General features: G+C 68.4%; 21 protein-coding genes. 12 read left to right on the forward strand and 9 right to left on the reverse strand.

What is annotated here, in order from left to right; translation table 11 throughout:
• The 3 genes from QH196_RS14605 to QH196_RS14615 form a co-directional block, all read right to left on the reverse strand.
• On the reverse strand, nt 1-2,284 hold a 2,284-nt coding region (locus QH196_RS14605; RefSeq protein ID WP_280416329.1), incomplete at its 3' end, for a sensor histidine kinase.
• Nucleotides 2,285-2,488: 204 nt separating this feature from the next.
• Nucleotides 2,489-4,009 carry a hypothetical protein gene (locus QH196_RS14610; RefSeq protein WP_280416330.1) on the reverse strand — a complete coding sequence of 507 codons (1,521 nt, stop codon included), beginning with the start codon at nt 4,007-4,009 and terminating at the stop codon, nt 2,489-2,491.
• A gap of 179 nt (nt 4,010-4,188) precedes the next feature.
• Nucleotides 4,189-4,575 carry a hypothetical protein gene (locus tag QH196_RS14615; RefSeq protein WP_280416331.1) on the reverse strand — a complete coding sequence of 129 codons (387 nt, stop codon included), beginning with the start codon at nt 4,573-4,575 and terminating at the stop codon, nt 4,189-4,191.
• A gap of 231 nt (nt 4,576-4,806) precedes the next feature.
• Between QH196_RS14615 and QH196_RS14620 the strand changes: the two genes are divergently transcribed.
• Entirely contained in the window at nt 4,807-5,736 is a 930-nt protein-coding gene (locus QH196_RS14620; RefSeq protein ID WP_280416332.1) for an alpha/beta hydrolase, read from the forward strand.
• On the opposite strand, the gene QH196_RS14625 is transcribed toward QH196_RS14620, so the two are convergent.
• The 4 genes from QH196_RS14625 to QH196_RS14640 all read right to left on the reverse strand — a co-directional run bounded on the left by QH196_RS14625 (nt 5,725) and on the right by QH196_RS14640 (nt 10,095).
• The gene (locus tag QH196_RS14625) at nt 5,725-6,324 is read right to left on the reverse strand and encodes a TetR/AcrR family transcriptional regulator (protein ID WP_280416333.1); all 600 of its coding nucleotides are present in this window, start codon (nt 6,322-6,324) and stop codon (nt 5,725-5,727) included. The two genes, QH196_RS14620 and QH196_RS14625, sit on opposite strands and share 12 nt — an antisense overlap.
• A gap of 228 nt (nt 6,325-6,552) precedes the next feature.
• Nucleotides 6,553-8,085, reverse strand: a complete 1,533-nt coding sequence (locus tag QH196_RS14630) for an acyl-CoA synthetase (RefSeq protein WP_280416334.1) — start codon at nt 8,083-8,085, stop codon at nt 6,553-6,555.
• A gap of 353 nt (nt 8,086-8,438) precedes the next feature.
• Nucleotides 8,439-9,296 (reverse strand): alpha/beta fold hydrolase, encoded by an 858-nt coding sequence (locus QH196_RS14635; RefSeq protein WP_280416335.1) that lies wholly within the window; start codon nt 9,294-9,296, stop codon nt 8,439-8,441.
• A gap of 94 nt (nt 9,297-9,390) precedes the next feature.
• The gene (locus QH196_RS14640) at nt 9,391-10,095 is read right to left on the reverse strand and encodes a FadR/GntR family transcriptional regulator (protein ID WP_280416336.1); all 705 of its coding nucleotides are present in this window, start codon (nt 10,093-10,095) and stop codon (nt 9,391-9,393) included.
• A gap of 298 nt (nt 10,096-10,393) precedes the next feature.
• Between QH196_RS14640 and QH196_RS14645 the strand changes: the two genes are divergently transcribed.
• The 5 genes from QH196_RS14645 to QH196_RS14665 are packed head-to-tail and all read left to right on the forward strand — an operon-like array spanning nt 10,394 to nt 15,505.
• Nucleotides 10,394-11,545 (forward strand): acetamidase/formamidase family protein, encoded by a 1,152-nt coding sequence (locus tag QH196_RS14645; protein WP_280416337.1) that lies wholly within the window; start codon nt 10,394-10,396, stop codon nt 11,543-11,545.
• On the forward strand, nt 11,542-12,804 hold the full coding sequence (locus QH196_RS14650; protein ID WP_280416338.1) for an amidase family protein: 1,263 nt from the start codon (nt 11,542-11,544) through the stop codon (nt 12,802-12,804). Before QH196_RS14645 ends, QH196_RS14650 begins: the two co-directional genes overlap by 4 nt.
• Entirely contained in the window at nt 12,801-13,772 is a 972-nt protein-coding gene (locus tag QH196_RS14655) for an ABC transporter substrate-binding protein (protein ID WP_280416339.1), read from the forward strand. Before QH196_RS14650 ends, QH196_RS14655 begins: the two co-directional genes overlap by 4 nt.
• Entirely contained in the window at nt 13,772-14,674 is a 903-nt protein-coding gene (locus QH196_RS14660) for an ABC transporter permease (RefSeq protein ID WP_280416340.1), read from the forward strand. The genes QH196_RS14655 and QH196_RS14660 overlap by 1 nt, the downstream gene beginning before the upstream one ends.
• A 24-nt stretch (nt 14,675-14,698) precedes the next feature.
• Complete coding sequence (locus tag QH196_RS14665; RefSeq protein WP_280416341.1) at nt 14,699-15,505, forward strand: ABC transporter ATP-binding protein; 807 nt, start codon at nt 14,699-14,701, stop codon at nt 15,503-15,505.
• Between the two features lie 103 nt (nt 15,506-15,608).
• On the opposite strand, the gene QH196_RS14670 is transcribed toward QH196_RS14665, so the two are convergent.
• Both QH196_RS14670 and QH196_RS14675 read right to left on the reverse strand, forming a co-directional pair.
• Nucleotides 15,609-17,249: an amidohydrolase family protein gene (locus QH196_RS14670; RefSeq protein ID WP_280416342.1), complete on the reverse strand. Its 1,641-nt coding sequence runs from the start codon at nt 17,247-17,249 to the stop codon at nt 15,609-15,611.
• Between the two features lie 84 nt (nt 17,250-17,333).
• Nucleotides 17,334-17,981, reverse strand: a complete 648-nt coding sequence (locus tag QH196_RS14675; RefSeq protein WP_280416343.1) for a GntR family transcriptional regulator — start codon at nt 17,979-17,981, stop codon at nt 17,334-17,336.
• Nucleotides 17,982-18,259: 278 nt separating this feature from the next.
• Here QH196_RS14675 and QH196_RS14680 point away from each other — a divergent pair, with 278 nt between their 5' ends.
• The 6 genes from QH196_RS14680 to QH196_RS14705 all read left to right on the forward strand — a co-directional run bounded on the left by QH196_RS14680 (nt 18,260) and on the right by QH196_RS14705 (nt 24,927).
• Nucleotides 18,260-19,003 (forward strand): sulfite exporter TauE/SafE family protein, encoded by a 744-nt coding sequence (locus tag QH196_RS14680; RefSeq protein WP_280416344.1) that lies wholly within the window; start codon nt 18,260-18,262, stop codon nt 19,001-19,003.
• 22 nt (nt 19,004-19,025) lie between these two features.
• Nucleotides 19,026-20,246 (forward strand): amidohydrolase, encoded by a 1,221-nt coding sequence (locus QH196_RS14685; protein WP_280416345.1) that lies wholly within the window; start codon nt 19,026-19,028, stop codon nt 20,244-20,246.
• A gap of 68 nt (nt 20,247-20,314) precedes the next feature.
• On the forward strand, nt 20,315-21,121 hold the full coding sequence (locus QH196_RS14690) for an ABC transporter ATP-binding protein (protein ID WP_432279498.1): 807 nt from the start codon (nt 20,315-20,317) through the stop codon (nt 21,119-21,121).
• Nucleotides 21,118-21,975 carry an ABC transporter permease gene (locus QH196_RS14695; RefSeq protein WP_280416346.1) on the forward strand — a complete coding sequence of 286 codons (858 nt, stop codon included), beginning with the start codon at nt 21,118-21,120 and terminating at the stop codon, nt 21,973-21,975. The genes QH196_RS14690 and QH196_RS14695 overlap by 4 nt, the downstream gene beginning before the upstream one ends.
• Nucleotides 21,976-22,041: 66 nt before the next feature.
• The gene (locus tag QH196_RS14700) at nt 22,042-23,178 is read left to right on the forward strand and encodes an ABC transporter substrate-binding protein (RefSeq protein WP_280416347.1); all 1,137 of its coding nucleotides are present in this window, start codon (nt 22,042-22,044) and stop codon (nt 23,176-23,178) included.
• Nucleotides 23,179-23,382: 204 nt separating this feature from the next.
• Nucleotides 23,383-24,927 carry an acyl-CoA synthetase gene (locus QH196_RS14705; RefSeq protein ID WP_280416367.1) on the forward strand — a complete coding sequence of 515 codons (1,545 nt, stop codon included), beginning with the start codon at nt 23,383-23,385 and terminating at the stop codon, nt 24,925-24,927.
• The last annotated feature ends 85 nt before the right edge of the window (nt 24,928-25,012 follow it).

Consider the following 25,012-nt stretch of genomic DNA (forward strand, 5'->3'; position numbering starts at 1 on the left):
GCGGGGGGGCCCGGGGGGGGGGGGGCGGGGGGGGGGGGGGGGCGGGCTGCCGGGGCGGGGGGGGCCGGGGGGGCCGGGTTCCGGTATCCGGTTGCTGGGCCACGGTAGCGGCGGCCGGCCGCGCCGACCCGCCGGAGCGCGCGGGGGCCGCGACGCCCGCGGGTGCGGCGCTGCCGTTCGGCACGGCGGAGTCCGGTCCGTTGCCGTTCGCCGCGGAATCCCGGGATCCGGCCTCCTCGGAACGGGTGCCGTTGTCCGCGGATTTTCCGGCGCCGGGCACGGTCCGTTCTTCGATCAGTTCGGTGGGGATCAGTACGACGGCCTTGACTCCGCCGTACATCGAATCCGACAGCCGTACCGACGCGCCGTGGCGGGCCGCCAGCGTGGCCACGACGAAAAGCCCGAGCCGGGTATCGCCGGACAGCGCCGCGACCCCGAAATCCGGTGGCTGCGAGAGCAGCTGGTTGTTCGCGACGATCTCGTCGGCCGACATACCCAGCCCCTGGTCGGCGACCTCGACCGCGACCCCGCGGCCCACGACGGCCGCCGAGACCTCGACCCGCGACTGCGGCGGTGAGAACGCGGTCGCGTTGTCCATCAGCTCCGCCAGCAGGTGGATCAGGTCGGCGGTGGCCTGGCCGGCGATCAGCACATCGGGCGCGTGACCGGTGTGGATCCGGGTGTAGTCGACCGTTTCCGCCGCGGCGCCGCGGATCAGATCCCACAGCGGAATCGCATTACGCCACACCCGGCCCGGGTTCTCTCCGCCCAGCACGATGAGGTTCTCGGCATGCCGCCGGGCGCGAGTGGCCAGATGGTCGAGTTCGAACAGGAGCTCGAGCTGGTCGGCGTTCTCCTCGCGGCGTTCCGCGCGATCGAGCAGGGCCAGCTGTTTGTGCACCGCGACCTGGTTGCGGTGGGCGATATTGAGGAAGATCGTGCGGAAACCGGCCCGGGTCCGGGATTCGGCCACGGCCGCCGATACCGCGGCGACCTGCGCCCGGTTGAACGCGTCGGCCACCTCGCCGAGTTCGTCGGTACCGAAATCCAGCCGGGCCACTTCGGCGGCCGTATCGATTTCCGCGCCGCTGTCGAGGCGCCGCATCAGATCGGGTAGCCGGTGATCGGCCAATTCGAGGGTGTCGCTGCGCAGCCGGCGCATCCGGCCGATGAACCGGTTGGCCACGAACAAGGTGCCCAGGAACGCCACCAGCGTGACGGCCAGGACCACGATCCCGCCGATCAGCGACAGGCCCGCCGTATCGGTGCCCTCCTCACGGGCGATGGCGTGTGCGTCGCGGCTCTGGTCCTCCCACAGTTTCAGCAGGGCCGAGCTGAGCCGGGTGGACGTTTCCTGCCAGGCCGGTCCGGTCATCGGCAGGGCGGGACCGGAATCCGCGGATTCCGCTGTGTCGTCACCGCTTTCGGAGGCAGCCGGGAAGGGACCGCGCAGCATCATCGCATCCTGCATGGCGGTTACCCGCTGCCAGTCCGGTGAAGAGGTGAGGGCATTCAGCTGGTCCAGCCGCGCACCCTTCAGTACGGACGCCGAATAGGCGGCCTGCGCGCGGAACTCGCCGACGTACCGGTGGAATTCGAGGAATTGCTCCGGCGTCGCTTCCCCGCGCGCGAGGCTCACGATACCGAGGGTATCGGCGCGCGACAGTGCTTCCGCGGCCCGCAGTGGTTCGACGCCGTAACCGAGTGCGATTCCCAGCCCGGCGTCGGGCGCGACCCGGGCGGCGATCAGCGACGCCCGGAAAATCGTGTCGATCACCGTATTGAAGAATCCGAACGCTTCCGCACTGGGTACCGCGCGGGCGTCGATGGTGGCGCGGAAGCCGGGAACGCTGTTGTAGAGCGGGCGGAATGTCTCCAGTTCGGCCGCCGATCCGCCGGGGTCGAGCCGCTGGGCCGCCTCGCCCTTGGCGATCGTCGCGGCGAGCGCGGTATCGGAACGCTGCCGCGCGTCCGCGAGGGCGCCGGCCGCGACCGGATCGCCCTCCAGATACAGCATCGACAGCCGGCGCTCTTCCTCGAAGGTTTCGACCATGGACATCACCGGCGTGGTGGTGCTGCTGATGAGGTTGGCCCAGACCCGGGCCGACAGACTGTCCTTCACCAGGTATCCGGCGGCGCCGACTCCGATGATCAGCAGCGTGATATTGGTGATCAGCAGGATCGAGAGCAGCCGGGTGCGGATACCGACCCGGCCGCGAGTGACATCCCTGCCGGAGCGCAGTGCCCGATCCCACGAGTCGGACAGATGCCGCCGAACAGCCACGATAGATCAACCCGTTCCAGGGCATGCGCAGACGACACCATGGTGATCGGCGCATATCACCCTAATGTTCCCGGCATTGCCGTTGTCCGGCAATGCATCAGCTTCGGTCCAAACCATAGCGAAGCATGGTTCGGCGGCCGAGACGAGTCTCACCAAGCGGTCGATAGGGTATCGGGGTGACCCCGGCTACATGCGGCTCAGCGTTCAGGCGCCGCCCGGCCGCTTCGCCCCCCGGCCACGGAAACACAGCACCTGATCGCCGTAGCCGGCCAGCGGCCGCGCCTCGGCGGCCTGGCGGATACCGCTGGCGGGCAGCTCGGTGAGCTTCGCGAACATGGTCGCGTTACCGAAGGCCGAACGGATCTGCGTCTCCGAGGCGTAATCGGCGCCGTAATCGGCGAGCTTGCCGAAATCCAGTGGCGCCAGTGGGGTATCGAGCGCCACCGGTTCCGCGGGCCGTCCGAGCGCGGCGTACTGGGTGGCCTCGCCCTGTTCATACCAGCACAGCTCGTAGGCAAGACTCTCCGTGCTGGTCACGCTCATCACCGGCCACTGCCGCGAAAGATGGCGAGCCAGCGGATTCTTCGCGACCGGTGTGAGCTCCCACTTCAGGCTCTGCACCGCGACCCAGCTCCCCGACCGCCGCTCGATCAGCACGATATCCTCGCCGAGTTCGGGGGTCGCGTTCATCTGCGGGTCCCGGGTGCCCCAATGGGCCTTGTCCACGCCGTAGGCGGTGTTGATATCCACCAGCTCCGCGCCCGCCTCGGTGTAGGCCGCGATAATCGCGGCCCGCACCTGCGACAACGCATCCGGTGCCGAACACAGCACGCCGAGCGCACCGAACGAGGAACCGATCTCCACCGGTTTGGCCGGTTGATCCGGCATCGCCCCCGCCACCAGCGGTTTCAGCCCGACCAGCGCCAGATTCCAGTTGATCTCCTCGATGGTCGCCAGATCACCGGCGCTCTGATAGAGGATCTGCTGCTGGGTCAGATAACCGGCGCGCTCGAGCGTGCGGCATTCGAGTTTGCGCAGCGCGGACTGCGTTTTGCCGGTGAAACCGATCTCTTCGATCTTCAGCGCCCGCAGCTGAGCAGCCATCTCCGGGGTGGTGAGCGCGGTATAGCGCTCGCGATACATGGCCACCGCCTGCTTCCGCTGCCGGCCCACCATCAGAGTGCGCAGCAGCGTATTCAAGGTGGCGAGGTATTTCCGGGACTGATCCGGATCCGCCGCGAACAGACCGGCACGAATCCGCACGGCCTCGTCGGTCGCCACGACAGCCGCGCCCGGGTCCAGCCGGCACAGCCATACACCGCATTTCGACAGGCTGTCCGCGCAGGCGCCCGCTGCATTCGGATGATCGTGCGCTACCTGCGTATAGGCGTTGCAGGCGTCGCGGATGGTCGCGGTGGCGAGTTCGCGGTGCCCGATCTCGCGGGCCGCCTGCTCCAGCAGCCGCAGCGTGTCCTGTACCTCGTTGGCGAACTGCGCGGTGACCCGGCCGGCGGTGAACCAGCGCAACCGGATCATCACCGCTTCCTGCGCGGGTTCGAGTGCCCCGGCCACCCGGTTACGTATCGAACCATCGGTTTTGGTGGCCAGATACGCGGCGGCGAGTTCGGACAGGCCGGTGGCCAGCTGTAATTCGGTTTCCGGGGTGCGGTCCCGGGCCGCGATCCGGTCGGTGGCCACCCGGCCCTCGATGGCGATCAGATCCATCGCGATCTCAATTCCCGCATCACCTTCCGCGCACGGTCCGCGCGACCCCATCGAGTCGCGCGGCCGTCATCCGAGCATTCCTCGAAAGTCTGCCACAGGTACCGCTCGATCAGCAGGCCTACCGGGACTCTTACCGGAACCTCGTAGCCGGGCCCCGCCGAATCCGAGGGTGCGTCCGGTCAGTCCGCGGGGACCGTGGTGGCGCCGATACCGAGATAGAACAGCATGATCAGGAACAGGAACCAGCCCGCGCCCTGCCAGATCGGCCAGGTCCCACCGCGCCGCCATACCCGGATCGTCTCCACGAACGCCCCGATACCCCCCAGGAACAGCAGCACACCGGGACCGAACAGGACCGCCACCTGGGACGGCGTATCGCAGAGCAGTGAATCGGCGTCCCGGCACTGCGCCGCGGCCGACCAGATGGCGGTACCGGCGCAGACCAGCGCGGCAACTCCCAGCACCGCCAGGGTGTAGCGCACAGCCCGCCGGAAGCCTCCCCGGTCGCCGGTCCAGCGCTTCTCCACATCGTTGATATTCGACCGCTTTTCCGCGTTATCGGCCATCGTCACGCTCTCCTGCCCGCTCGTCACCGGACCGGTCCCGTCGCCCGCGGTATTGCCCGGATCGAGCGCCGCAAACGTCGTCCCGCCGGCCTACGGGTCCGCGGCCGGGCCCGGCCGGACGCCAATGTTGAGCAGCTCTCCGATACGGCTGCATCAGTGCAGGTCAAGCCGTATAAGGACGGTTGTTGAAAGCGAGTTGTGGGGTATGCCCGGCTCCCCGAGGCTGGAGATATGAACGCACCAGCGCATCGCGCGTACGCCGAGTTCCTTCCCGATCCCTACCGGTCCGATTCGGTCGCCGAACCGGTCTCCGAATGGTGGGAGTGGCGGGGTCGCCGCGTCCATATGCTGCGCGCGGCGGTGCCCGAGGCTCCGGTGCGGATCCTGGCGATCCACGGCGCCGGCGGTCACTCGGGGCTGCTCTGGCCGGCGGTGGCGCTGGGTCTGCGGGAGAACGTCGATGCCACGGCAGTCGACCTCCCGCTGTACGGGCGGACCATCGAACCCGATCCGGCCGGGGTGCGCTACGGCGAGTGGGTCGAGCTGCTGTGCGATCTGGTGCACGCCCGGGCCGCGGCGGACGACCGGCCGCTGGTGCTGTTCGGCGCGAGTATGGGCGGAATGCTGGCCTACGAGGTCGCCGCACGTACCGGCGCGGCAGCGCATATCGTGGCGACCTGCCTGCTGGACCCCACCGACCCGGCGGCGCCCGCCGCCCTGACCCGATGGAACCTGCCCGGCCGGTCGGGCCCGCGGCTGCTGCGGTGGATCGACCCGGTCTGCGGCCGGCTCCGCGTACCCATCCGCTGGATCACCCATATGGACAAGATGAGCCTCGACCCCGGCCTCTCACGGCTGTGCGCGACCGATCCGCTGGGCGGCGGCACCAGGGTCCCGCTCGGCTTCCTCCGAAGTTTCGTGGACTATCGGCACACACCGCCGGAAGACTTCACCGCCGCTCCGATCACACTGGTCCACCCCGCCGCGGACCAGTGGACGCCACCCGAGCTGAGTATCCGGTTCCTCGAACGGATTCCCGGCCGGCGCGAAACCGTGCTGCTGGAAAACTGCGGGCATTTTCCCGTCGAAGAACCGGGAATCGCGCAGCTGGCCACGGCTCTGCGCGCGATCCTCGCCGAAGCGGGCGGCTCAGGGGGCTGATACCGGCGGCGCCAACCGCTCCACCACCGCCATCAGGTCGTTCGTGGTCATCGGGTACCGCGGATTCACCCGGTGCACCTGCGCATCGATCGTGTGCACCAGCAGGCGGGCGGTCGACGCCGGGTCGGCGCCACCGCGACCGCACCGGCGGAGGTGGTAGGCGAGTTCGTTCGCGAGATGATCCTCGAAGGCGTGCATCACCGCCAGCTCACCCGCCTCGCGTAACGCCATCCGGTGCATCAGGGCGTGTAATCCCGGGCGGTCGCGGTGCAGATCGACGACCACGTCCAGCACCCGGCGCAGCGCCGGCTCGAACGGCGGCTCGGCGGCGCGCACCTCGTCCAGTACGGCGCCCAGGCGGGTAGCCGCCTCGGTGACGTGCCGCCGGGCCAGCGCGTGCAGAATCGCCTGTTTGTCCGGGAAGTACTGGTACAGCGTGCCTATCGAAGTGCCGGCCCGCTCGGCGATGTGGTTGGTGGTGGTGGCCAGGCCGTCGCGCCCGAACAGCTGCGCCGCCGCCTCCAGGAGGGTGTCGACGGTGAACCGCGATCTGTCCTGCCGAGGCGACCGCCGTACTCCCTGGCTCACGGGCGCGGACACCCGGAAGTCACGTACGCGGTGGAGGCGCGTCGGCCGACCGGTATGGGCATCGGTGTTCTCCGGTGTCGGGCACTGGGGTCGCCGCCGATTATCCGGCACCGGAGGGCCTGCCGTACAGAGGTGCGAGCAACCGCCGCGACGAGCACCAGGACCCGGGTGGTCGACGCGACCAGTTGCCGGTACCGGAGACCTACCCGGTGCCCGACGGCCGGGGTCTCACAGGTACTGGGCGCGGAGTTTGCCCTTGACCAGCTTCCCGGTCGGTGTGCGGGGGAGTTCGTCGGCGAAATCCACCGTGCGCGGGACCTTGTATCCCGCGATACGGGCGCGCAGGTAGTCGCGGAGTTCCGCGGCGAGTCCGGGGCCGGGTTCGGCGCCGGGGGCGGGTTGCACCACGGCCTTCACCGATTCGCCCATCTCCTCGTCCGGGACGCCGATCACGGCGACATCGAGAACCTTCGGATGCAGGGCAAGCGCATCCTCGATCTCCTGCGGATAGATGTTCACACCACCGGAGATGATCATGAACGCCTTACGGTCGGTGAGGAACAGGAAACCGTCCTCATCGATGTAGCCGATATCGCCGGTCGTGGTCCAGGTCGGATGCTGCGGGTGGATCGCCTGCTCGGTTTTCGCCGCATCGTTGTGGTAGGTGAACGGGACTTCCTCGCGTTCGAAATAGATCGTGCCGATCTCGCCCGCCGGCAGTTCCGCGCCGTCGTCGCCACAGATCCGCACCGCTCCCAGCCCGGCCGGACCCACCGACCCCGGTTTCCGCAACCACTGTTCGCTGTCGATGAAGGTGGCGCCGTTGCCCTCGGTGGACGCGTAGTACTCGTGCAGCACCGGCCCCCACCAGTCGATCATCTTCTGTTTGACCTCGACCGGGCACGGCGCGGCAGCATGGACGGCCACCCGCAGGCTCGAAACGTCGTAGCGGGCGCGGACGGCCTCGTCGAGTTTCAGCATCCGGACGAACATGGTCGGAACCCACTGACTATGGGTGACGCGGTACCGCTCGATGGCTGCCAAGGCCTGCTCGGCGTCGAAACGTTCCAGCACCACCAGCGTCCCGCCGAGCGCGTGCACCACGCCCCCGAACCGCAGCGGCGCCGCGTGATACAGCGGAGCGGGGGACAGGTAGACCGTCTCGGTATCGAATCCGTAGAGCGGGCCGAAAACGGCGGTGTAGGTATCGCCGGGCGGATCGCCGACCTGCCGGTCCGGCAGCGGATGTTTGATGCCCTTCGGCCGGCCGGTGGTCCCGGAGGAGTAGAGCATATCGGCGCCGCGGGGCTGATCGGCCAAAGGTTCGGCGGAAGTGCCGGCCAGCGCTTCCTCGTAGGATCCGTGCCCCTCGACTCCGCCGCCGAAGGCCAGCCGGATCTCCACGCCCGGCGTCTCCTCGATGATCTTCTCGGCGGCCTCGCGCAGACCGGCCGACGCGATGAGCGCCCGCGCCCCGCAGTCGTTGACGATATAGCTGATCTCGCTCGGCGACAGATGCCGGTTCACGGCGGTGATGTAAAGCCCGGATCGCAACGCCGCCCAGTAGACCTCGTACACCTTCGGATCGTTCCCGGACAGCAGCGCGACGTGGTCGCCCTTGCGCAGACCCGCCTCGTGGAGGTGCCGGGCGAGACGGACCGAATTGTCCTCCAGCTCCCGATAGGTCAGCGTCTCACCGGTCTCGGCGAGGATTACGGCCGGTTTACCAGGGAAACGATCGACATGCGCGCCGGGATACATGCTGCTCCTCTACGGAAACGTTGCGATCGGTGCACCGACCGCCGAGCCGATATCGGGACCGCCGCCGCGCCGCGGCGCGCAATCCCACCGGGCATTCGCCCGGCCAGCGCGACACTAGCGGAAAGTGAACCGTGATTCGGTCAGTACACCGAAACTCATCGGTGTGGTCCGGGTTTCGCGTGATCCGGCGGCCGGTGCGATCAGGGAACCCGATCGCACCACATCGCGATCTCCGGGTGGGTATCGGTTTCCCGGTGGGAGCGACGGGCCGGTGGGGCGGCTTGCGATTCGGCGATCCCACCCCGGGCCGACAACGCGCAGTCGATTACGCGCGATATCGGCGCAGGCGTCGGCTACTGGGGTTCGTCGAGGAAGGCGGTGGCCAGGCTGTTGAAGAATTCGGGCCGTTCACCTTGTACCCAGTGCCCCGTGGCGGCCGGTAGATACACATCGCAGTGCGGGATCCGGCGGGCGAGCATATGCGCCCCCGAGGGGCGGTTCACCCGATCCTCCGCACCCCAGACCACCAGGGTCGGATGCGGGATCCGGCGCAGTCGGGGATCGCGGGTGAGGTCCATGCGCAAGAGGGTGCGTGGGGCGGACCGTCCCGAGGGCCGGCGCAGCGGCGGGTTCGCGACGACCTCGGGATCCAGACTCGCGCGGTAGCGGTTGTCGATCATCTCGTCGCTGATGGTGCGCGCGTCGTGCACGAGGTATTCGCGCATGAAGGTGGCGAGCTTCTCGCGGCTGGGGCCGTCGCCGGCGTAGTAGGCGAGCAGCGCACGCAAGCCCGCGGTCGGCAACGCCCGGGTGGTGCCGATACCCCCGGGAGCCAGCAGGACCAGCCGGTCGACCGTGTCCGGCGAGTCCATGGCCATCCGCAGGGCCGCCGCCCCGCCGTAGGAATTGCCGACCACATGCGCGCTGGGCAACTCCAGCGCGGCCAGCAGCCCGGTCATGGCTGCCGCCAGGTCGCCGAAGGGGTCGGAGCGGTCCAGGTACTTGCTCGACCGCCCGTACCCGGGCATATCCGGGACGATCACCCGGAACCGGCGGGCCAGCGCATCCGCATTGTGCGCGTACGCAGCCTGCCCCGAGGCGCCGGGACCGCCGCCGTGCAACATCAGTACGGCAGGTCCCGAACCGGATTCGGTGTAGTAGATATCCCGGTCGCCGACCCGCACCGTTCGCCCGCCCTCGATCTCCGTCACGTTCGACCTCCTCCTCGGCGGATTCTGCGGAGAACGCTACGGAATGCAGAGAAAGACCTGGTGCCGGGGCGGTGCAACGATGGCCATCGGCGATTCAGCGGGTCGGCGCAGCGACGCTGATCTCGCGGACCTCGCGCAGGTGCTGTTCCATCGCGGCCGCGGCGGCGGCGCCGTCTTGCGCGGAAACCGCTCGGTAGATCGTCTGGTGTCCCTGGACGGAGATCCGGCGGCCCAGCGCGGTGCGGTGGGACAGGACACGGGTGTGCCGGGTCCATTCCGTGGTCATGGTGCACAGTGTGACAAGCAGCGGATTCTGGGCGGCGTGGGCCAGGAGAGCATGGAACTCGATATCGAGGCGCATCGACTCGTCGGGTGCGAGATGCTCGTGTGAGCGGGCCAGGATCTCATCGAGGGACAGCAGGTTCGACGCGACCGCGCGCTGCGCGGCCAGCTGCGCGATCCGCGGTTCGACCAGATCGCGCAATTCGGTCGCGTAACCGAGTTCGATATCGATTCCGGCGAGGTTGCCGTGCAGTTCCGTGGCCGTGCGCGGGATATCGGCCACCGTGCTGCCGCTGCCCTGCCGGCGCCGGATGAGTTTCTTCGATTCCAGTTCGAACATGGCCTCGCGTAACGAGGAGCGGGAAACGTTCAGGCTTGCGGCGAGGTCTCGTTCCGGTGGGAGCCGGTCACCGGCGCGTAGTTCACCGCTGGTGATCAGGTGTTCCAGATGTGCCGCGACCTCGGCGCCGACGCTGCGCGTGGGACGACGCATCGGAGGTATCGATGCGAATGTCATACGGTCCCCTCCTCGTTCGGCTCATCGTCGGCGCATCGCAGCGGTTGGTGCCCGGATCGAGGTCGGACCAATGCGCGGCGATCGCTTCGGAAGGGATACAACCTATCAGCTCCCGGAATACCGCGGCGTGCCGGCGACGTGTCCGAATGATTCGGGAAAGTTACCGATATCCAGCACTTTTCGTGCTCGTATTGCCCGGCGGTAAATCGGTCGTTACGTTCCGCCGCCCCGCTCGCCGTGGGGGTCCCGGGCTCTTAGGGTCGGTGCATCAGGTGGTCCGACCAATAAGGAGGTCGCGGTGACGACACTGATCGGACAGGATTACGCCGCCGCATTTCCGGTGCTGCAACAGGGTTCGGGTATCGAACCCGGCACGGCATACGTCCCGGCAGACCCGCACCGAGTGCTCTGGGGACACCTACCGTGCCGTACCGATACCCCGGTCGTCACCGTGGCGGCGGGAACCACGGTCGTCGTCGACACCGTCAGTCATGAAGGAATCCTGGAAGACCAGGGCTCGGACCCGGTGCAATACTTCGGGAGTCACGGCGTGCACCGCGAGGATGTACTCGCCGATGCCGTCGAGGTGACAGCGCACACCCGGCGCGAGCCCGGGGCCGGACCCCATATCGTCACCGGGCCCATCGCCGTCGCCGGAGCGCAGCCGGGCGATCTGCTGGCCGTACGCATCGAAGCCTTGACCATGCGTGCGCCGTACGGGGTCGTGTCCACCCGGCACGGTCGCGGGGTGCTGGCCGGCCGGCCGGGATTCGACGGTGACTACGGGCAGTTCTGCCGGGTGCACGATCGCGACGGCCGCTGGTTCGGCGCCCTGCCGCTCGATTCCACCGGGCGGGCCGGGAGCGCGGTGTTCCCACTGGCCCCGTTCCTGGGGATCATCGGCGTGGCCACCGATACCGGCACCCGCGTGGGTTCCGTCCCACCCGGACCGCACGGCGGCAATATCGACATCAAACTCCTCACGGCGGGCGCGACCCTGTTCCTGCCCGTCCAAGTACCCGAGGCGCTGCTCTACATCGGCGACCCGCATTTCGCGCAGGGCGACGGCGAAGTGGCGTTGACCGCGCTGGAGGCGCCGCTGCGCGCCACACTGACCGTGGACGTGATCTCCGCGGCGGATATCGTCGGCGGATTCGGGGGACGGATCGGCCCGTTCGCCGCCGCGCACGGAATGCTGATCCCCACCGGTATCCATCCGGACCTGAACACCGCGCTGGAACTATGCGTCGCCCACGCCGTCGACCTGGTGGCCGGGCTCTTCGACGCCGACCCCCGGCAGTCCTATCTGTACCTCAGCGCCGCCGCCGATTTCACGATCTCGCAGGCGGTCGACCAGGTGCGCGGAGTGCACGGGATGATCCGGCGCGCCGATTTCGGCGTGGGCGCGGAGACAACGTTCGCCCGCCGCATCCTGGAGCGGGTCCGATGACCGCGGGCGGCGCTCTCACCGGCGGGGCAATCGCTGCCCACGCCGATGCCGCTGCTTCCCGGGCGCGGAACGGTATCTCGTCGGGGATCGATGCGGCCGTGTGGCGTTTTAGCGGGTCGCCGCTCGCGGCGGCGACCGGACCGGGGCCGCTGACCGGCCTGACCGTCGCGGTGAAGGATCTGTATGCGGTAGCGGGTTTCGCCGTCGGCGCCGGAATTCCGGCTTATGCGGCGGAGCAGCAGCCGGCGACGGATCATGCCTTCGCGGTGGCGCGGCTACTGGCGGCCGGAGCCGAGGTCACCGGTATTGCGCATACCGACGAGTTCGCCTACAGCCTCACCGGTAACAACGGCCGCTACGGGATGCCCGTGAATCCGGCTGCGCCCGAGTGTATCCCGGGCGGGTCGACCAGCGGTCCGGCCGTTGCCGTTGCTCGCCGGGAAGTGGAGATCGGGCTGGGCACCGATACCGCCGGGTCCATCCGGGTGCCCGCCGCTTATCAAGGGTTGTGGGGGATCCGCACCACTCACGGCCGGATCGAAACGTCCGGATTATTGCCGCTGGCGCAGTCGTTCGACACGGTCGGCTGGGTTACGGCAGACGGGGAAACACTGGCTACCGTCGCGGATTGCCTGCTCGGCCCGGATACCGTCACGCCCGGCGGCTTCGTGGTCGACAGGGAGCTGTGCGCAGGGGCCGATCCCGGGATCGCCGCCGCGGTGCGGTCGGTGGCCGGTGGGCTCGGCGCCGAACCGGTCGACCTGTGTCCCCGCGACGAGTGGATTGCCGCGTTCCGCGTAGTCCAAGCGTACGAGGCGTGGGCGAATCACGGGCAGTGGGTCGACGAGCATCCGGGTGTGCTGGAACCCGATATCGCCCACCGTTTCGCCTTCGCCGCCACGGTCACCGCCGCACGGGCCGCCGCCGCTCGCGAGGAACTCGCTGCGGCTGCCGACCGCATCCGGGCGGTACTCGGCAACCGGGTCCTGGTGCTCCCGGCCGCCGCGACCCCGCCGCCGCCCCGTACCGCCGGCCCCCGAATCCGCGAATCGACTCGTGCGCGCACCCTGCGCCTGACCTGTCCGGCGTCGATCGCGGGCCTGCCCGCGGTGACACTACCGCTGGACCGCGATGAGGGCGGCCCCAGCGGAGTGTGCCTGGTGGGCGCGCCGGGCACCGACCGTTCCCTGATCCGCCTCGCAGTCAGCAATGCCGCTGTCCCGGCCGAGGGGTTGCCGCACAGTGAGGATCCAGTATGAAACGTCCGCTCCGCCATCTCTTATCGGTTATCGGGATCCTGCTGCTGGCAGTCACGGGACTGACCGGCTGTATCGCCACTCCGGACAGCGCCGGCGGTGACCCCGGTGCCATCCGGATCGGGACCCTGCGTGGCCAACCCCACCTGTACGCGCCGTACTTCATGCAGCAGTTCGCCCCGCCGGGCACCACCTATGAAATCGTCCTGTTCGAGAATTCGCCCGATATCAAGAACGCGCTGGCCTCGGGGGCCGTCGATATCGGTGTGCTGGGCGCACCGGCGATGCTCGCCGGTGTCGCGGCGAACCAGGAGGTCGCGATCATCGCCTCGGCCGCCGACGGCGGGTCCGGTTTCGTCGGGCGGCCGGATATCCGCACCCCGCAGGATCTGCGCGGTAAGCGGATCGGCTTCCCGGCCGGTTCTTCGCAGGAGATCGCCCTGAAACTCACGTTGCGGGCATACGGCCTCGACCCGGACACCGATGTACAGCTGGTGAACCTGGCGTACTCGGATATGGCCGGTGCTTACACCGCGGGCCGCGTCGATGCCTTCCTCAGCGCCGAAATGGGGGTGTCCATCGCCCGGCAGGCCGGGGCGCACCAGATCCTTTCGCCGTACGAGACGCCCATCGGCGCCACCAATATCGTTCTCGGTGGCAATGGTCGTTTCCTCGACGAACACCCGGAACGGGCGCGCGAGACGGTGCAGAGTTTCACGGGTGCCATCGAGTTCATGAAGGGTGACCACGAAGCCTGGGCGAGCGGCCTCGTCGAAACCTTCGGTATGGAGCGCGAGGTTACCGATATCGCCATCCAGAACGTCGTGCTGCGCTGGGAACTCGACGACGAATTCCGGCAGCGGGTCACGGAATTGGCACGGCAGATGGTGGAGTTCGACCAACTGCCCACCGCACCGGATATGACGAAGGTCTTCCGGACAGAATTCCTCGATACCGCGGCGAGCCAGTGATGGCCACGGTGGACATCCGGACCGAGCCGGCGATCCGGCCGCACGAGGCCGAGCCCCCGGCGGGCGAGCACACCGACCGGATGAAACGGAGGACCCGCTTCGGAGCGCGAATCGCCGCAGTGCTCTGGGCGCTTCCGGTGCCGCTCCTGGCGCTGCTGCTGTGGGACCGGGGCGTCGGTGGCGGCTGGACGCTCCCGTTCGGTATCCAGATGCAATTCCTGCCGACCCCCTACGACGTGGCGCGCCGGCTCGTCGACCTCGCCGTGGGCGGGATCGTCGAGGACAGCTACAGCGGCACCCTGTGGCTGCACCTCTATGCCAGCACGCTGCGGGTGGTGCAGGGTTTCGCGATAGCGGCGGCCGTCGCGGTGCCGCTCGGCATCCTGATGGGTCGTTCGCGGACCGTGCACCGGATGCTCGAACCGACCCTGGGCCTGGTGCGGCCGATCCCGGTCACCGCGTGGGCTCCGCTCTCGCTGCTCATCATCGGTTTCGGGGACAGGGCGACCATTTTCCTGGTCTTCCTGGCCGCGGTGTTCGCCATCCTCGTCAATACTGTCGCCGGGGTACGGTCGGTGCCGGATCGGTTGTTCGAGGCCGCCGCCATGCTCGGCACCCCGCCCGCGCAAACCCTGTACAAGGTGGTGTTGCCGGCCGCGATACCCACGATCGTCTCCGGGCTCCGGATCGCGCTCGGGCTGTCCTGGGTGATCCTGGTGGTCGGCGAAACCGTGGGTATCCGCGTGGGATTGGGTGCGTTGATCACCCAGGCGCGGGAACAGTCGCGCACCGACCTCATCGTCGCCGTGATGATCGTTATCGGCCTGGCGGGATTCCTCGCCGACCGGATCATGATGCTGGCCGTCCGGCTACTCGCCGGGCGCCGCCCACTTCTTCCATGACCCTCTTGCGGATCAGGTGATCGTATGAAGATCTATTCCACTCGCCGCCGCCCGCACCGGCCGGCCCGGATCGTGCTCGACAGCCTCGGCAAGAGGTATCCCGGTACGGCCGGGCCCGCGGTCGAGGGCGTCACGCTCGATATCGCCGCCGGTGAATTCGTCTGTGTCGTCGGCGCCAGCGGCTGCGGGAAATCCACCTTGCTGCGGATTCTCGCCGGTTTCGAAACCGCGACCCAGGGAACGGTTACGGTCGGCGACGAACCGGTGACCGGGCCCGGACCCGACCGCGGCGTCGTCTTCCAGGACTACGGGTTGTTCCCGTGGCTCACCGTCGCCGAGAACGTCGCCTACGGTCCGAAACAGGCCCGGATGACCCGCGACGATATCCGCGAAACCACCGCCCGTTGCCTCGAAACCGTCGGCCTCACCCGAGTGCGCGATTCCTTCCCGCACCAGCTGTCGGGCGGGATGCAGCAGCGGGTCGCCATCGCCCGCGTCCTGGCCAACCGGCCGGCCGTTCTGCTCATGGACGAACCGTTCGGCGCCCTGGACGCGCTCACCCGCAGCGATATGCAAGCCGAGCTCGGCCGGATTCACCGGGAAGCCGGGGTCACGGTCGTTTTCGTCACGCACAGTGTCGAGGAAGCGGTGTACCTGTCGGACCGGGTTGTGGTGATGGCCGGGGGAACCGCTCACGGCACGGCCGGTCATATCCGCGAGACGATCGGAATCGACCTGCCCCGCGACCGCGAGGTGACGGCACCGGAGTTCAACGATTACAAGCGCCGGATCGATGCCCTCATCCACCAGGGCAACCGTTCGGCCGCCTGAGCATCCGGCGCTCGGACAACCCGCAACCGTATTCGATCCCGCCTCAGGCGAGCCCCTTACCGCCCGCGGTGCGGATGGCCTGGCTGCAGGACCGGCCTGCTACTCACAAGTGCAGCGCCGGTAGCAGTTGCTGGGTGCGGGTGGTGTGCGCGACGATCCGCCCCGCCTTGATCACAAAGCAGCGGTCCGGCCGGTCCAGCAGGGCGTCGGCGACCCGATGCGTGGACAGTACGACCAGGTCGGCGTCGGCGCCCACCCGCAGACCGTAGCGGTCGGCGATATCGATCACGGCGGCCGCTTCGTAGGTCGCCATACCGAGTACGCGGGTGAGATCGCCGGGACCTGCCAGATGTGAGGTCTGGGCCAGGAACAGTCCGATATCCAGCAGGTCTGCGTTGCCGTAGGGCGTGAAGGCGTTGCGAATATTGTTGGACGAGACCGCGGTTCGTACGCCGGCCGCCCACAGTTCGCGGACCGGGGCGATACCGCGGCGGATATTCGCGGTATCGGTGCGCCCGCCCAGGAAAATATCGGTGGCCGGGAGCGGAACCACGGCCACACCTGCCTCGGCGAGGCGGCGCAGCACCCGCTGCCGGTCCGCGGGTGGGCGGGCGGCCAGGGAGGTGGCGTGCCCGATCGTGACGCGGCCGCCCATCCCGGTGCGTTCGGTGACCTCGGCGATGTAATCGGCCAGCGCGAACCGGGGGTCGGTGGTGTCGTCGGCGAAATCGGCGTGCAGGTCGACCGGGACACCGAATTCGGCAGCCAGATCGAAGACGAGATCGATATGCCGGCGGCACTGTGCCACCGAGTCCTCGTTGTAGGTGCAGCCGCCGATCACGTCCGCGCCCGCGTTCAGCGCCTCCCGGAGCAGGGCGAGGGTGCCGGGGGCGCGGAGGATCCCCTCCTGCGGGAACGCGACGATCTGCAGGTCGATCCGGCCGCGGAATTCGTCGCGCAGCTCGAGCAGTGTGCCGACTCCCAGCAGGCCGACGATCGGGTCGACATCCGGATGTGCGCGAATCACCGTGGTGCCGTGCATGATCGCCTGTTCGAGCACCCGCCGGGCGCGGTCGCGGATCGAGGCGGCGGTGAAATCGCGTTTCAGCTCCGCGGTGACGGCGATCGCCCGGGCGAGTGTCCCGTCGCCGCTGCGTTCGCGGTCGAGTAGGGCCTTGTCGAGGTGGACATGTGATTCGACCAAACCGGGTATCACCACGCGGGCCGCGCAGTCGATCTCCTGATCGGCGGTATCCGCCAGGTCCGGGCCTATCGCGGTGATCACGCCGCCGGTGACGGCGATATCCACGAGTGGGGCCGCATCGTCGATATGCGCGTTGCGCAGCAGCAGGTCGGCCCGACTGCTGTCCGCCGGGGCCGCCGGGCCGCTGCGCAGGGATCGTGCTCCGCTGTTCGGGCCGCAATCTCCGGCGCTGCGGCGCGTAGCCGCTCCCGTGGTACCCGGTAACCGGTTCGCCGCAGTGCCGGCTACCGAGTCGGTGCGGCTGCCGGGCCGGGAGTTCGCGGTGGCACTGCTACCGTACGGAGCCGCAGCGCTGGTAGAAGGCGCAGCACTACCGACCGGTGCCTGAATTACAGCGGTGCCACCGGTTTCGGCCGTGTCGCTGCCGCCGGCCGGATAGGCCGTGCCGAGGTGGGCCGGCGGCTCGGGCGCCCTGCGGGCCGAAATCCGTTCGCGCTGCGGCAGCGGATCCGGCTCGTTCAGCGGCAGCGGGTGCGGCATCGATACCTCCAGGCCGGCGAAACAGGTCCTATTTTGTATACGACCCCTCTGTTTCCGGCGATGCGGCGGAATGCTTCGCGGGCGTTACGAACCCGATCCGGCCGTCGGGCAACGGTGGTCCCGGAGCCGGTAGGCGGTGGTCGCATGGGCGATATGTTCGGTGACCAGCCGCTGGGCGAGCTCCGCGTCCCGAGCTTCCAGGGCGGCGCAGATCTGCTCGTGCTCGGCCCAGGAATCGCCGGCCCGGCGCGGTAGTTCCACCGCATACACCCAGGCGATCTTCCAGCCGAGCTGGGTGATCAGCTGAGTCAGCAGGGCGCTGCCCGACGCCTCCGCGAGTACCTCGTGGAATCGGCTGTTGAGCCTGGTCAGGTCGTCCAGCCGGCCGGTGCGCACGGCATCCTGGCCGAGCGCGGTGAGTTCCTTGAGGCGGCCGAGTTGTTCCGGGCTGTGTCGTAGCGCGGCCCGGCCGGCGCACAGCGGTTCCAGCAGGGCGCGGATCTCGAGCAGGTCGGCCGCCTCCGCCTCGGTCAATTCGGCAACGAACGTCCCGGCGTAGGGGCGCGAATAGGCGAAACCCTCGGCTTCCAGGGTGCGCAACGCCTCCCGCACGGGTACGCGGGAAACCCCGTAACCCTCGGCGATGGTGTCCTCGGTGAGCCGCTGGCCGGGCGCGAAGACCCCGTTGACGATGTCCTCGCGAATGGCGCGGCACACCTGCTGTTTGGTCATACGCGGCTTACTGCTGGCCACATCGTCCTCGGCTCGGGTCGGGGGCGTGGTCGCATACGATCCACCGCCCGGTTTCTCCAACTGGATACCAGGTGTGTGCCCGGGATGCCGGTGGGGGGTGTTCTGCTCACTTGCTCGTGCGTCGGGCTGTGGGCTGGTCGCGAGGGGCGGCCGTGCCGCGTCGGCGGCGCGCTCGACGGACTTCGGGCGCCTCCTCGGGAAGCGAGCGCGTGGATTTTCGTATACGATTCTGGCTCGCTTTGGATCGGAGGGACGTTATGGACCCCGCGTACGCGGTTCTGCTGCTGGTGGCCGGTTTCGGCGCCGGTGTCTGCAACGCCATCGCCGGTGGCGGCAGCCTGCTGTCGTTTCCCGCGCTGCTGGCCACCGGCCTGCCGCCCGTCACCGCGACGGTGACCAACGCCGTCGCGGTATGGCCTGGGTACCTGGGTGGGGCGGCCGCGTTGCGCTCCCGGCTCGGCGAGCATCGCAGCCTGCTCCCGCGTTTGGTCATCACGGGCACTGCCGGCGCAGTCGGTGGTGTGATCGCCCTGCTGGCCGCGCCGCCCGAGGTGTTCGCCGCGCTGGTGCCCTACCTGGTGCTGGCGGCCACCGCCCTGTTCGCGGCCCAGCCCATGATCTCGCGGCGGCTCACCGAGAAGGGGGGCGATTCCCGGTTCACCCTGTTCGCCGGAGTGTTTCTGGGCGGCGTCTACGGCGCGTACTTCAACGGCGGCATGGGCATCGTGTTGCTGACGGCCCTGGCGCTCGGGATCGATGCCTCGATCAACCTGCTCAACGGTCTCAAGAGCGCGCTGACCCTGGCGGTTTCGACCACCGCGACCGTGGCCGTCGCGCTGTTCGGTCCCGTCGAATGGTGGTCGGTGGCCGTACTGGCACCGGCGTGCCTGGCCGGCGGGACCGTCGGCGCGAAGATCGCCGACCGCTTACGCCCCGGCGTGTTCCGCGCCGTGGTGATCGTCTTCGGTGCCGGTGCGGGCACCGCCATGTTGTTCACCTGACCTGTCGAAAGAAGGAACCGCTGTGCAGGATTTCCCACTCACCGAGGCATCCGGTCTATTACTCCGCAACGGTCGCCCGTGGGCGCCCGGCCGGCCGCTCGAAACGGCCGACATCCTGATCCGAGGCGGCCGGATCGACAGCATCGCCGCGGATCTGCCCGCGCCCGGCGTCGAAACCGTCGACCTGGACGGTGCACTGGTCCTGCCCGGTTTCGTCGATACCCACTGCCACCTGGACAAGACCCTGTGGGGCGGCCCCTGGGTGCCCAATACCGGCGGCCGTTCGCTGGCGGGCCGAATCGCCAACGGGGAAGGCCGGCGTCGCGAACTCGGTATCCCCAATGCCGATTACGCGGCGGACCTGCTCGCAACCATGGTCGCCGGCGGCACCGCATATGTGCGCAGTCATATCGATATCGATCCCGAAGTGGGCCTGGCCGGGGTCGAAGCGGTCCGGGCCGCCGCCGCCCGGCACCGCGATCGCGTCGATGTCGAACTCGTCGCCTTCCCGCAGGGAGGTGTGATGTGCCGCCCCGGCGTGGCCGACCTGCTGGCCGCGGCCCTCGCCGACGGCGTGGAGGTGGTGGGCGGTATCGACCCCGCCGGTTTCGACGGCGACCCCACCGGCCAGCTCGACCTGCTCTTCGGGCTGGCCGAACGTTTCGGTACGAAGATCGATATCCACCTGCACGATCCGGGCGTGCTCGGTGCCTGGGAGTTCGATCTGATCATCGAACGCACCCGGGCCACGGGGCTGGCCGGCCGCGTGACCATCAGCCACGCCTACGCCATGGGTGCCTTGCCGCCCGCCGAGCAGCAGCGGATTGCCGAAAGCCTGGTGGACGCGGGGGTGGCCATGGTGACCTGCGCGGTCGGTGACGCACCGGTGGTCCCGCTGCGGGTCATGCAGGCAGCCGGCGCGACTCTCGCGCTGGGCAACGACGGTATCCGCGATCTGTGGACCCCGTACGGCGACGGTGACATGCTGCGCCGGATCAATACGGTCGCCTTCCGTGACCGGCTGCTGGCCGACGAGGAGATCGAACTCGCTCTCACTGCCGGGACATATGGTGGCGCACAGGTATTGGGGCTACCTGATTACGGCCTGCGTCCAGGCGCTCGCGCGGATCTGCTCACCGTGCAGGCGTCGGTACCCGCGGCCGCCGTGGCCGGTGTTCCGGTGCGCGGCCTGGTGGTGAAGGCGGGCCGCGTGGTGGCCCGCGACGGAAAACTCGTTGATTGATCGTATACGAAACAGTGGCGTAATCCGGTGGACCGCGATCGGCAATCAGCGCCCGCTAAAACTGTTCCATGAGTACAGAGGCACTTCCGGCGCCCGCCTCTTCGCAGGGGGCAGCGTATACGATCGAATCCGAACCGGCCCTCGCATTCCGGAATGTATCGATGGTCTTCGAGAACGGGACCGCCGCCCTGCGCGATATCGATATCACCGTGCGCGCAGGGGAATTCGTATCACTGGTCGGTCCGTCGGGTTGCGGTAAATCCACGCTGCTACGCCTGGCGGCCGGCTTCGAGCAGGCCAGTGCCGGCAGCGTCGACATCGGTACCGGGCAGCTCGGCTACGTCTTCCAGGAAGCCACCCTGCTGCCGTGGCGTTCGGTACTGAGCAACGTCGAACTACCCGCCGAACTGACCGGTGTGCCCCGGGGCGAACGGCGCGCCGCCGCCCTCGACGCGATCGAGCGGGTGGGGCTGACCGGCTTCGAGAAACACAAACCCGCGCAACTGTCCGGCGGTATGCGGATGCGCGCCTCCATCGCCCGCGCGCTCACCCTGCGACCGGAGGTGTTTCTGTTCGACGAACCGTTCGGCGCCCTCGACGAGATCACCCGGCAGCGGCTCAACGAGGAGGTGGGCAGCCTGTTCCGGCGTGACGCATTCGCCGGGGTATTCGTCACTCATTCCGTGCCCGAGGCGGTGTTCATGTCCACCCGGGTCGTGGTACTCACCGGCCGGCCCGGCCGGGTCGCCGCCGATATCACGGTGCCGCTGGATTTCCCACGGGAACCGGGCCTGCGCTATACGGCGGAATTCGCCGAGATCGCCGGTGCGGTATCGGCCGCGCTGCACACTGCCGAACAGGCGGTCGCGGCATGACCACGGTCGCGGCGGATACCGCCGCCGCGGTCACCGTGCGCACCGCACCGAAACCTGCGGAAGCGCCGGGGCGCCGACGGGGTGCGCCGGTGCGGATCATCGCCCCGGTGGTGGTGTTCGTCCTCGTCATGGCGGGGTGGTACTTCGCGAGCCACTACCTGATCGCCGCGGAATCGCGGTTCCTGCTGCCCGGGCCCGACGAAGTGATCACAGAGGGCCTGCTGGATTCCGCGGTTCGCGCCGAAATCTTGTCCGCATTGGGCTCCACGGTGCTGGTCGCGTTGAGCGGGCTCGTCGTCGCCATGGTGCTGGGCGTGGGTTTCGCGGTGGTGATGAGCCAGGCGCGCTGGGCCGAGTACTCGCTGTACCCGTACGCGGTGATCCTGCAGACCATCCCGATCCTTGCCGTGGTCCCGCTGTTCGGCTTCTGGTTCGGCTACGAATTCGGCAGCCGGGTCATCGTCTGCGTGATGGTGTCGCTGTTCCCGGTGGTCACCAATACCCTGTTCGGGCTGAAATCCGTGGCACCCGCCGAACACGACCTGTTCACCCTGCACGGCGCCACCCGCAGGCAACGCCTGCTGAAACTGCAACTACCCGCGGCGCTTCCGGCCATGATCTCCGGTTTCAAGATTTCCGGCGGGATGGCCGTCATCGGCTCCATCGTGGCGGATTTCTTCTTCCGGCAGGGCGAGCCGGGGATCGGCCGGATGATCGACGTCTACCGCCAGCGCCTGGCCACCGAGGAACTGCTCACCGCTCTGCTGCTGTCGTCACTGGCCGGGCTGATCCTGTTCTGGGTTTTCGACTTCCTGGCCGGTCGCGTCGAACGCGCCCACGGTCGCCGCCGCTGACCGGCGCCGCACAACCTCCGCTGTTGCACTCATCGACCCATTCGCTGTTCACTCCAGGAAGACCCCATGAAGAGATCGATCTCCGTCCTGACCGCCCTCGCCGGCACCGCTCTCCTCGCCGCCTGCGGCGGCACCACATCCGTCCCGGAACCCACCGGCGAAGGACCACTGGCCGGGGTCTGCCCGGATACCGTCGTCATCCAAACCGACTGGTATGCCACACCGGAACGGGCCGCCGCCTTCCAGCTCGTCGGCCCCGACGGCACCGTCGACGTGAACAAAGGCTCCTACGTGGGTCCGCTCGGCGATACCGGTATCAATGTCGAGGTCCGGCTGGGCGGCCCCTTCCTCGGTGGCCAGCCGGTACCCGCGCAGATGTACCAGGACACCTCGATCACCCTCGGTTTCGTACCCACCGACGACGCCGTGCGGGCGCGGCAGGACTTCCCCGTCACCGGCGTCTTCGCCTCGCTCGACGTCAACCCGCAGATCATCATGTGGGATCCGGCGAGCTACCAGGTCGAATCCTGGAAAGACGTCCCCGGAACCGGCGCTCCCGTCGTGTACAGCGAGGGCAAGATCTTCATGGACTACCTCGTCGCCAACGGCTACGTCGGCAAAGACCAGGCCGACGCCTCGTTCGACGGCACCCCGAGCCGTTTCGTCGCCGAACGCGGCCGGGTCATGCAGCAGGGCTACGTATCCAACGAGCCCTACCGCTGGGCACACGATGTGGAGGGCTGGCGTAAACCCACCGACTACCTGCTGATCCACGAATCCGGCTACGAGATCTACCCGCACGCCTGGTCGGTCCGCACCGGCGAACTCGAGGCACTACGACCGTGCCTGACGAAACTGGTCCCGATGCTGCAACAGGCGCAGGTCGACTACATCGCCGACCCCGAACCGGTCAACGCCGCCCTGCTGCGTATCGCCGAAACCATCCCCGACGGCCCGCCGATGACCGCCGCCGGGAACACCGATTCGGTGAAGGTTCAGGTCGCGGAGCAGATCGTCGGCAACGGACCCGATAACACCCTCGGCAATTTCGACACCGCCCGAGTGGACCGGGTGATCGAGGCGGTCACCCCGATCCTGCGCAACCGCGGTGACCTGATCGCCGACGGCATGTCGGCATCCGACCTGGTGACCAACGAATTCATCGACCCATCGATCGCGCTGCCGGCGGTCCCGAAACCCTGATACCGCCGGCGCAGACCGCGGTGGGCGATTGCGCCACCGCAGGTCGTCTGCGGAGTCCGCGCCGACCGGGCAACCGCGAACGTCGCCGAATCGCCGCGCCGCATCCCTCCCGTGGAGTACAACCGGATAAGGCGGTTTCGCCGGGGTGAGGACAGGTGTATGACGAACGAGCAGTATTCGGTCGAGTCCGCAGGGGCGGCGGAGATGACCCCCGGATGGCATGCGGAACGTGCACCGGATCGCCCGGCGATCATCATGGCGTCGAGCGGGGAGGTCGTCACCTATCGGGACCTGGAGCAACGGTCGATCCGTGCCGCACGGGCTCTGCGCGCACGTGGACTGAACACCGGCGACCATATCGCGATCCTGATGGAGAACAACCGTCAGTTCCTCGAAACAGCGTGGGCGGCACAGCGGTCGGGGCTGTACTACACGGCGGTCAACTGGCATCTCACCGCCGGCGAAGTGCAGTACATCCTGGACGACTGCGGCGCCACCGCACTGATCGCCGGCGCGACCATGGCGGACGTGGTCGCGGACCTGGACCTGTCGCGAATCCCGGTGCGGATAGCGGGGACGGGAGAGCTGCCCGGATTCGAGCGATACGACGCGGTGCTGGCCGCCGCATCCGCCGGCCCGCTCGGTGCCGAGGAATGCGAGGGCCGCGAAATGCTCTATTCCTCGGGCACGACCGGGCAGCCGAAGGGAATCCGCAAACCACTACCGGCCACACCGCTGGGCGATCCGTCCGCCGCGCCGGTGCAGATCGCCCGTGGTCTGCTGGTGAGTGGAGCGACGCCGGATGCGGTATACCTCTCGCCCGCGCCGCTGTATCACGGTGCTCCACTGGTGTTCTCGATGTCATGGCACCGGCTCGGGGCCACCGTCGTCGTCATGGAACGCTTCGATGCCCGGCAGTGCCTGGAATTGATCGAACGCCACCGCATCACCCATACGCAGATGGTGCCGACCATGTTCGTGCGCATGTTGCGGCTTCCGCCCCCCGAACGTGACCGCTACGACACTTCCAGCCTGGTGGATGTCGTGCATTCCGCAGCACCGTGCCCGGCCGGGATCAAACAGCAGATGCTGGACTGGTGGGGCCCGATCATCGCCGAGTACTACTCGGGCACCGAGGACGTCGGCAGCACCTACATCACCGCCCGGGAATGGCTGGACCATCCGGGCTCGGTGGGCCGACCGGCCCAGGAATGCCATATCATCGGCGAGGACGGCGCGGAACTCCCGCCGGGAGAGGTCGGAGTCGTGTACTTCGCCGGCGGCCGCCCGTTCGAATACCACCACGATCCGGCGAAAACCGCCGCGGCCGCGCACCCGAACGGCTGGCGCACCCTCGGCGATATGGGCTATCTGGATGCGGAAGGCTACCTGTATCTCACCGACCGGCAAGCGCACATGATCATCTCCGGCGGCGTCAACATCTACCCCCAGGAAACCGAGAACATCCTCGCCACCCACCCAGCGGTCGCGGATGTGGCGGTGATCGGTGTGCCCGACGAAGAAATGGGGGAGGCGGTGAAGGCGGTGATCCAACCGGCCGACCCCGCCACTGCGAGCGATGCCCTGGCCGCCGACCTCATGGCTTTCTGCCGTACCGAACTGGCGGCCTACAAATGTCCCCGCTCGATCGACTTCACCACCGAACTGCCCCGCGATCCGAGCGGCAAACTCTACAAGCGCCGCCTCCGCGAGTCGTACTGGAAGGACCACGACAACCTGATCATCTGATCCGGTTCGTTGGGGCGGGTACCCGCCTCGGCGCTCTACCCGGGATACTCTTCCTGACCTGCGATGTTCTTGGGGCCTGACGAGC

The organism is Nocardia carnea (assembly GCF_029868325.1).
Lineage (GTDB): Bacteria > Actinomycetota > Actinomycetes > Mycobacteriales > Mycobacteriaceae > Nocardia > Nocardia carnea_C.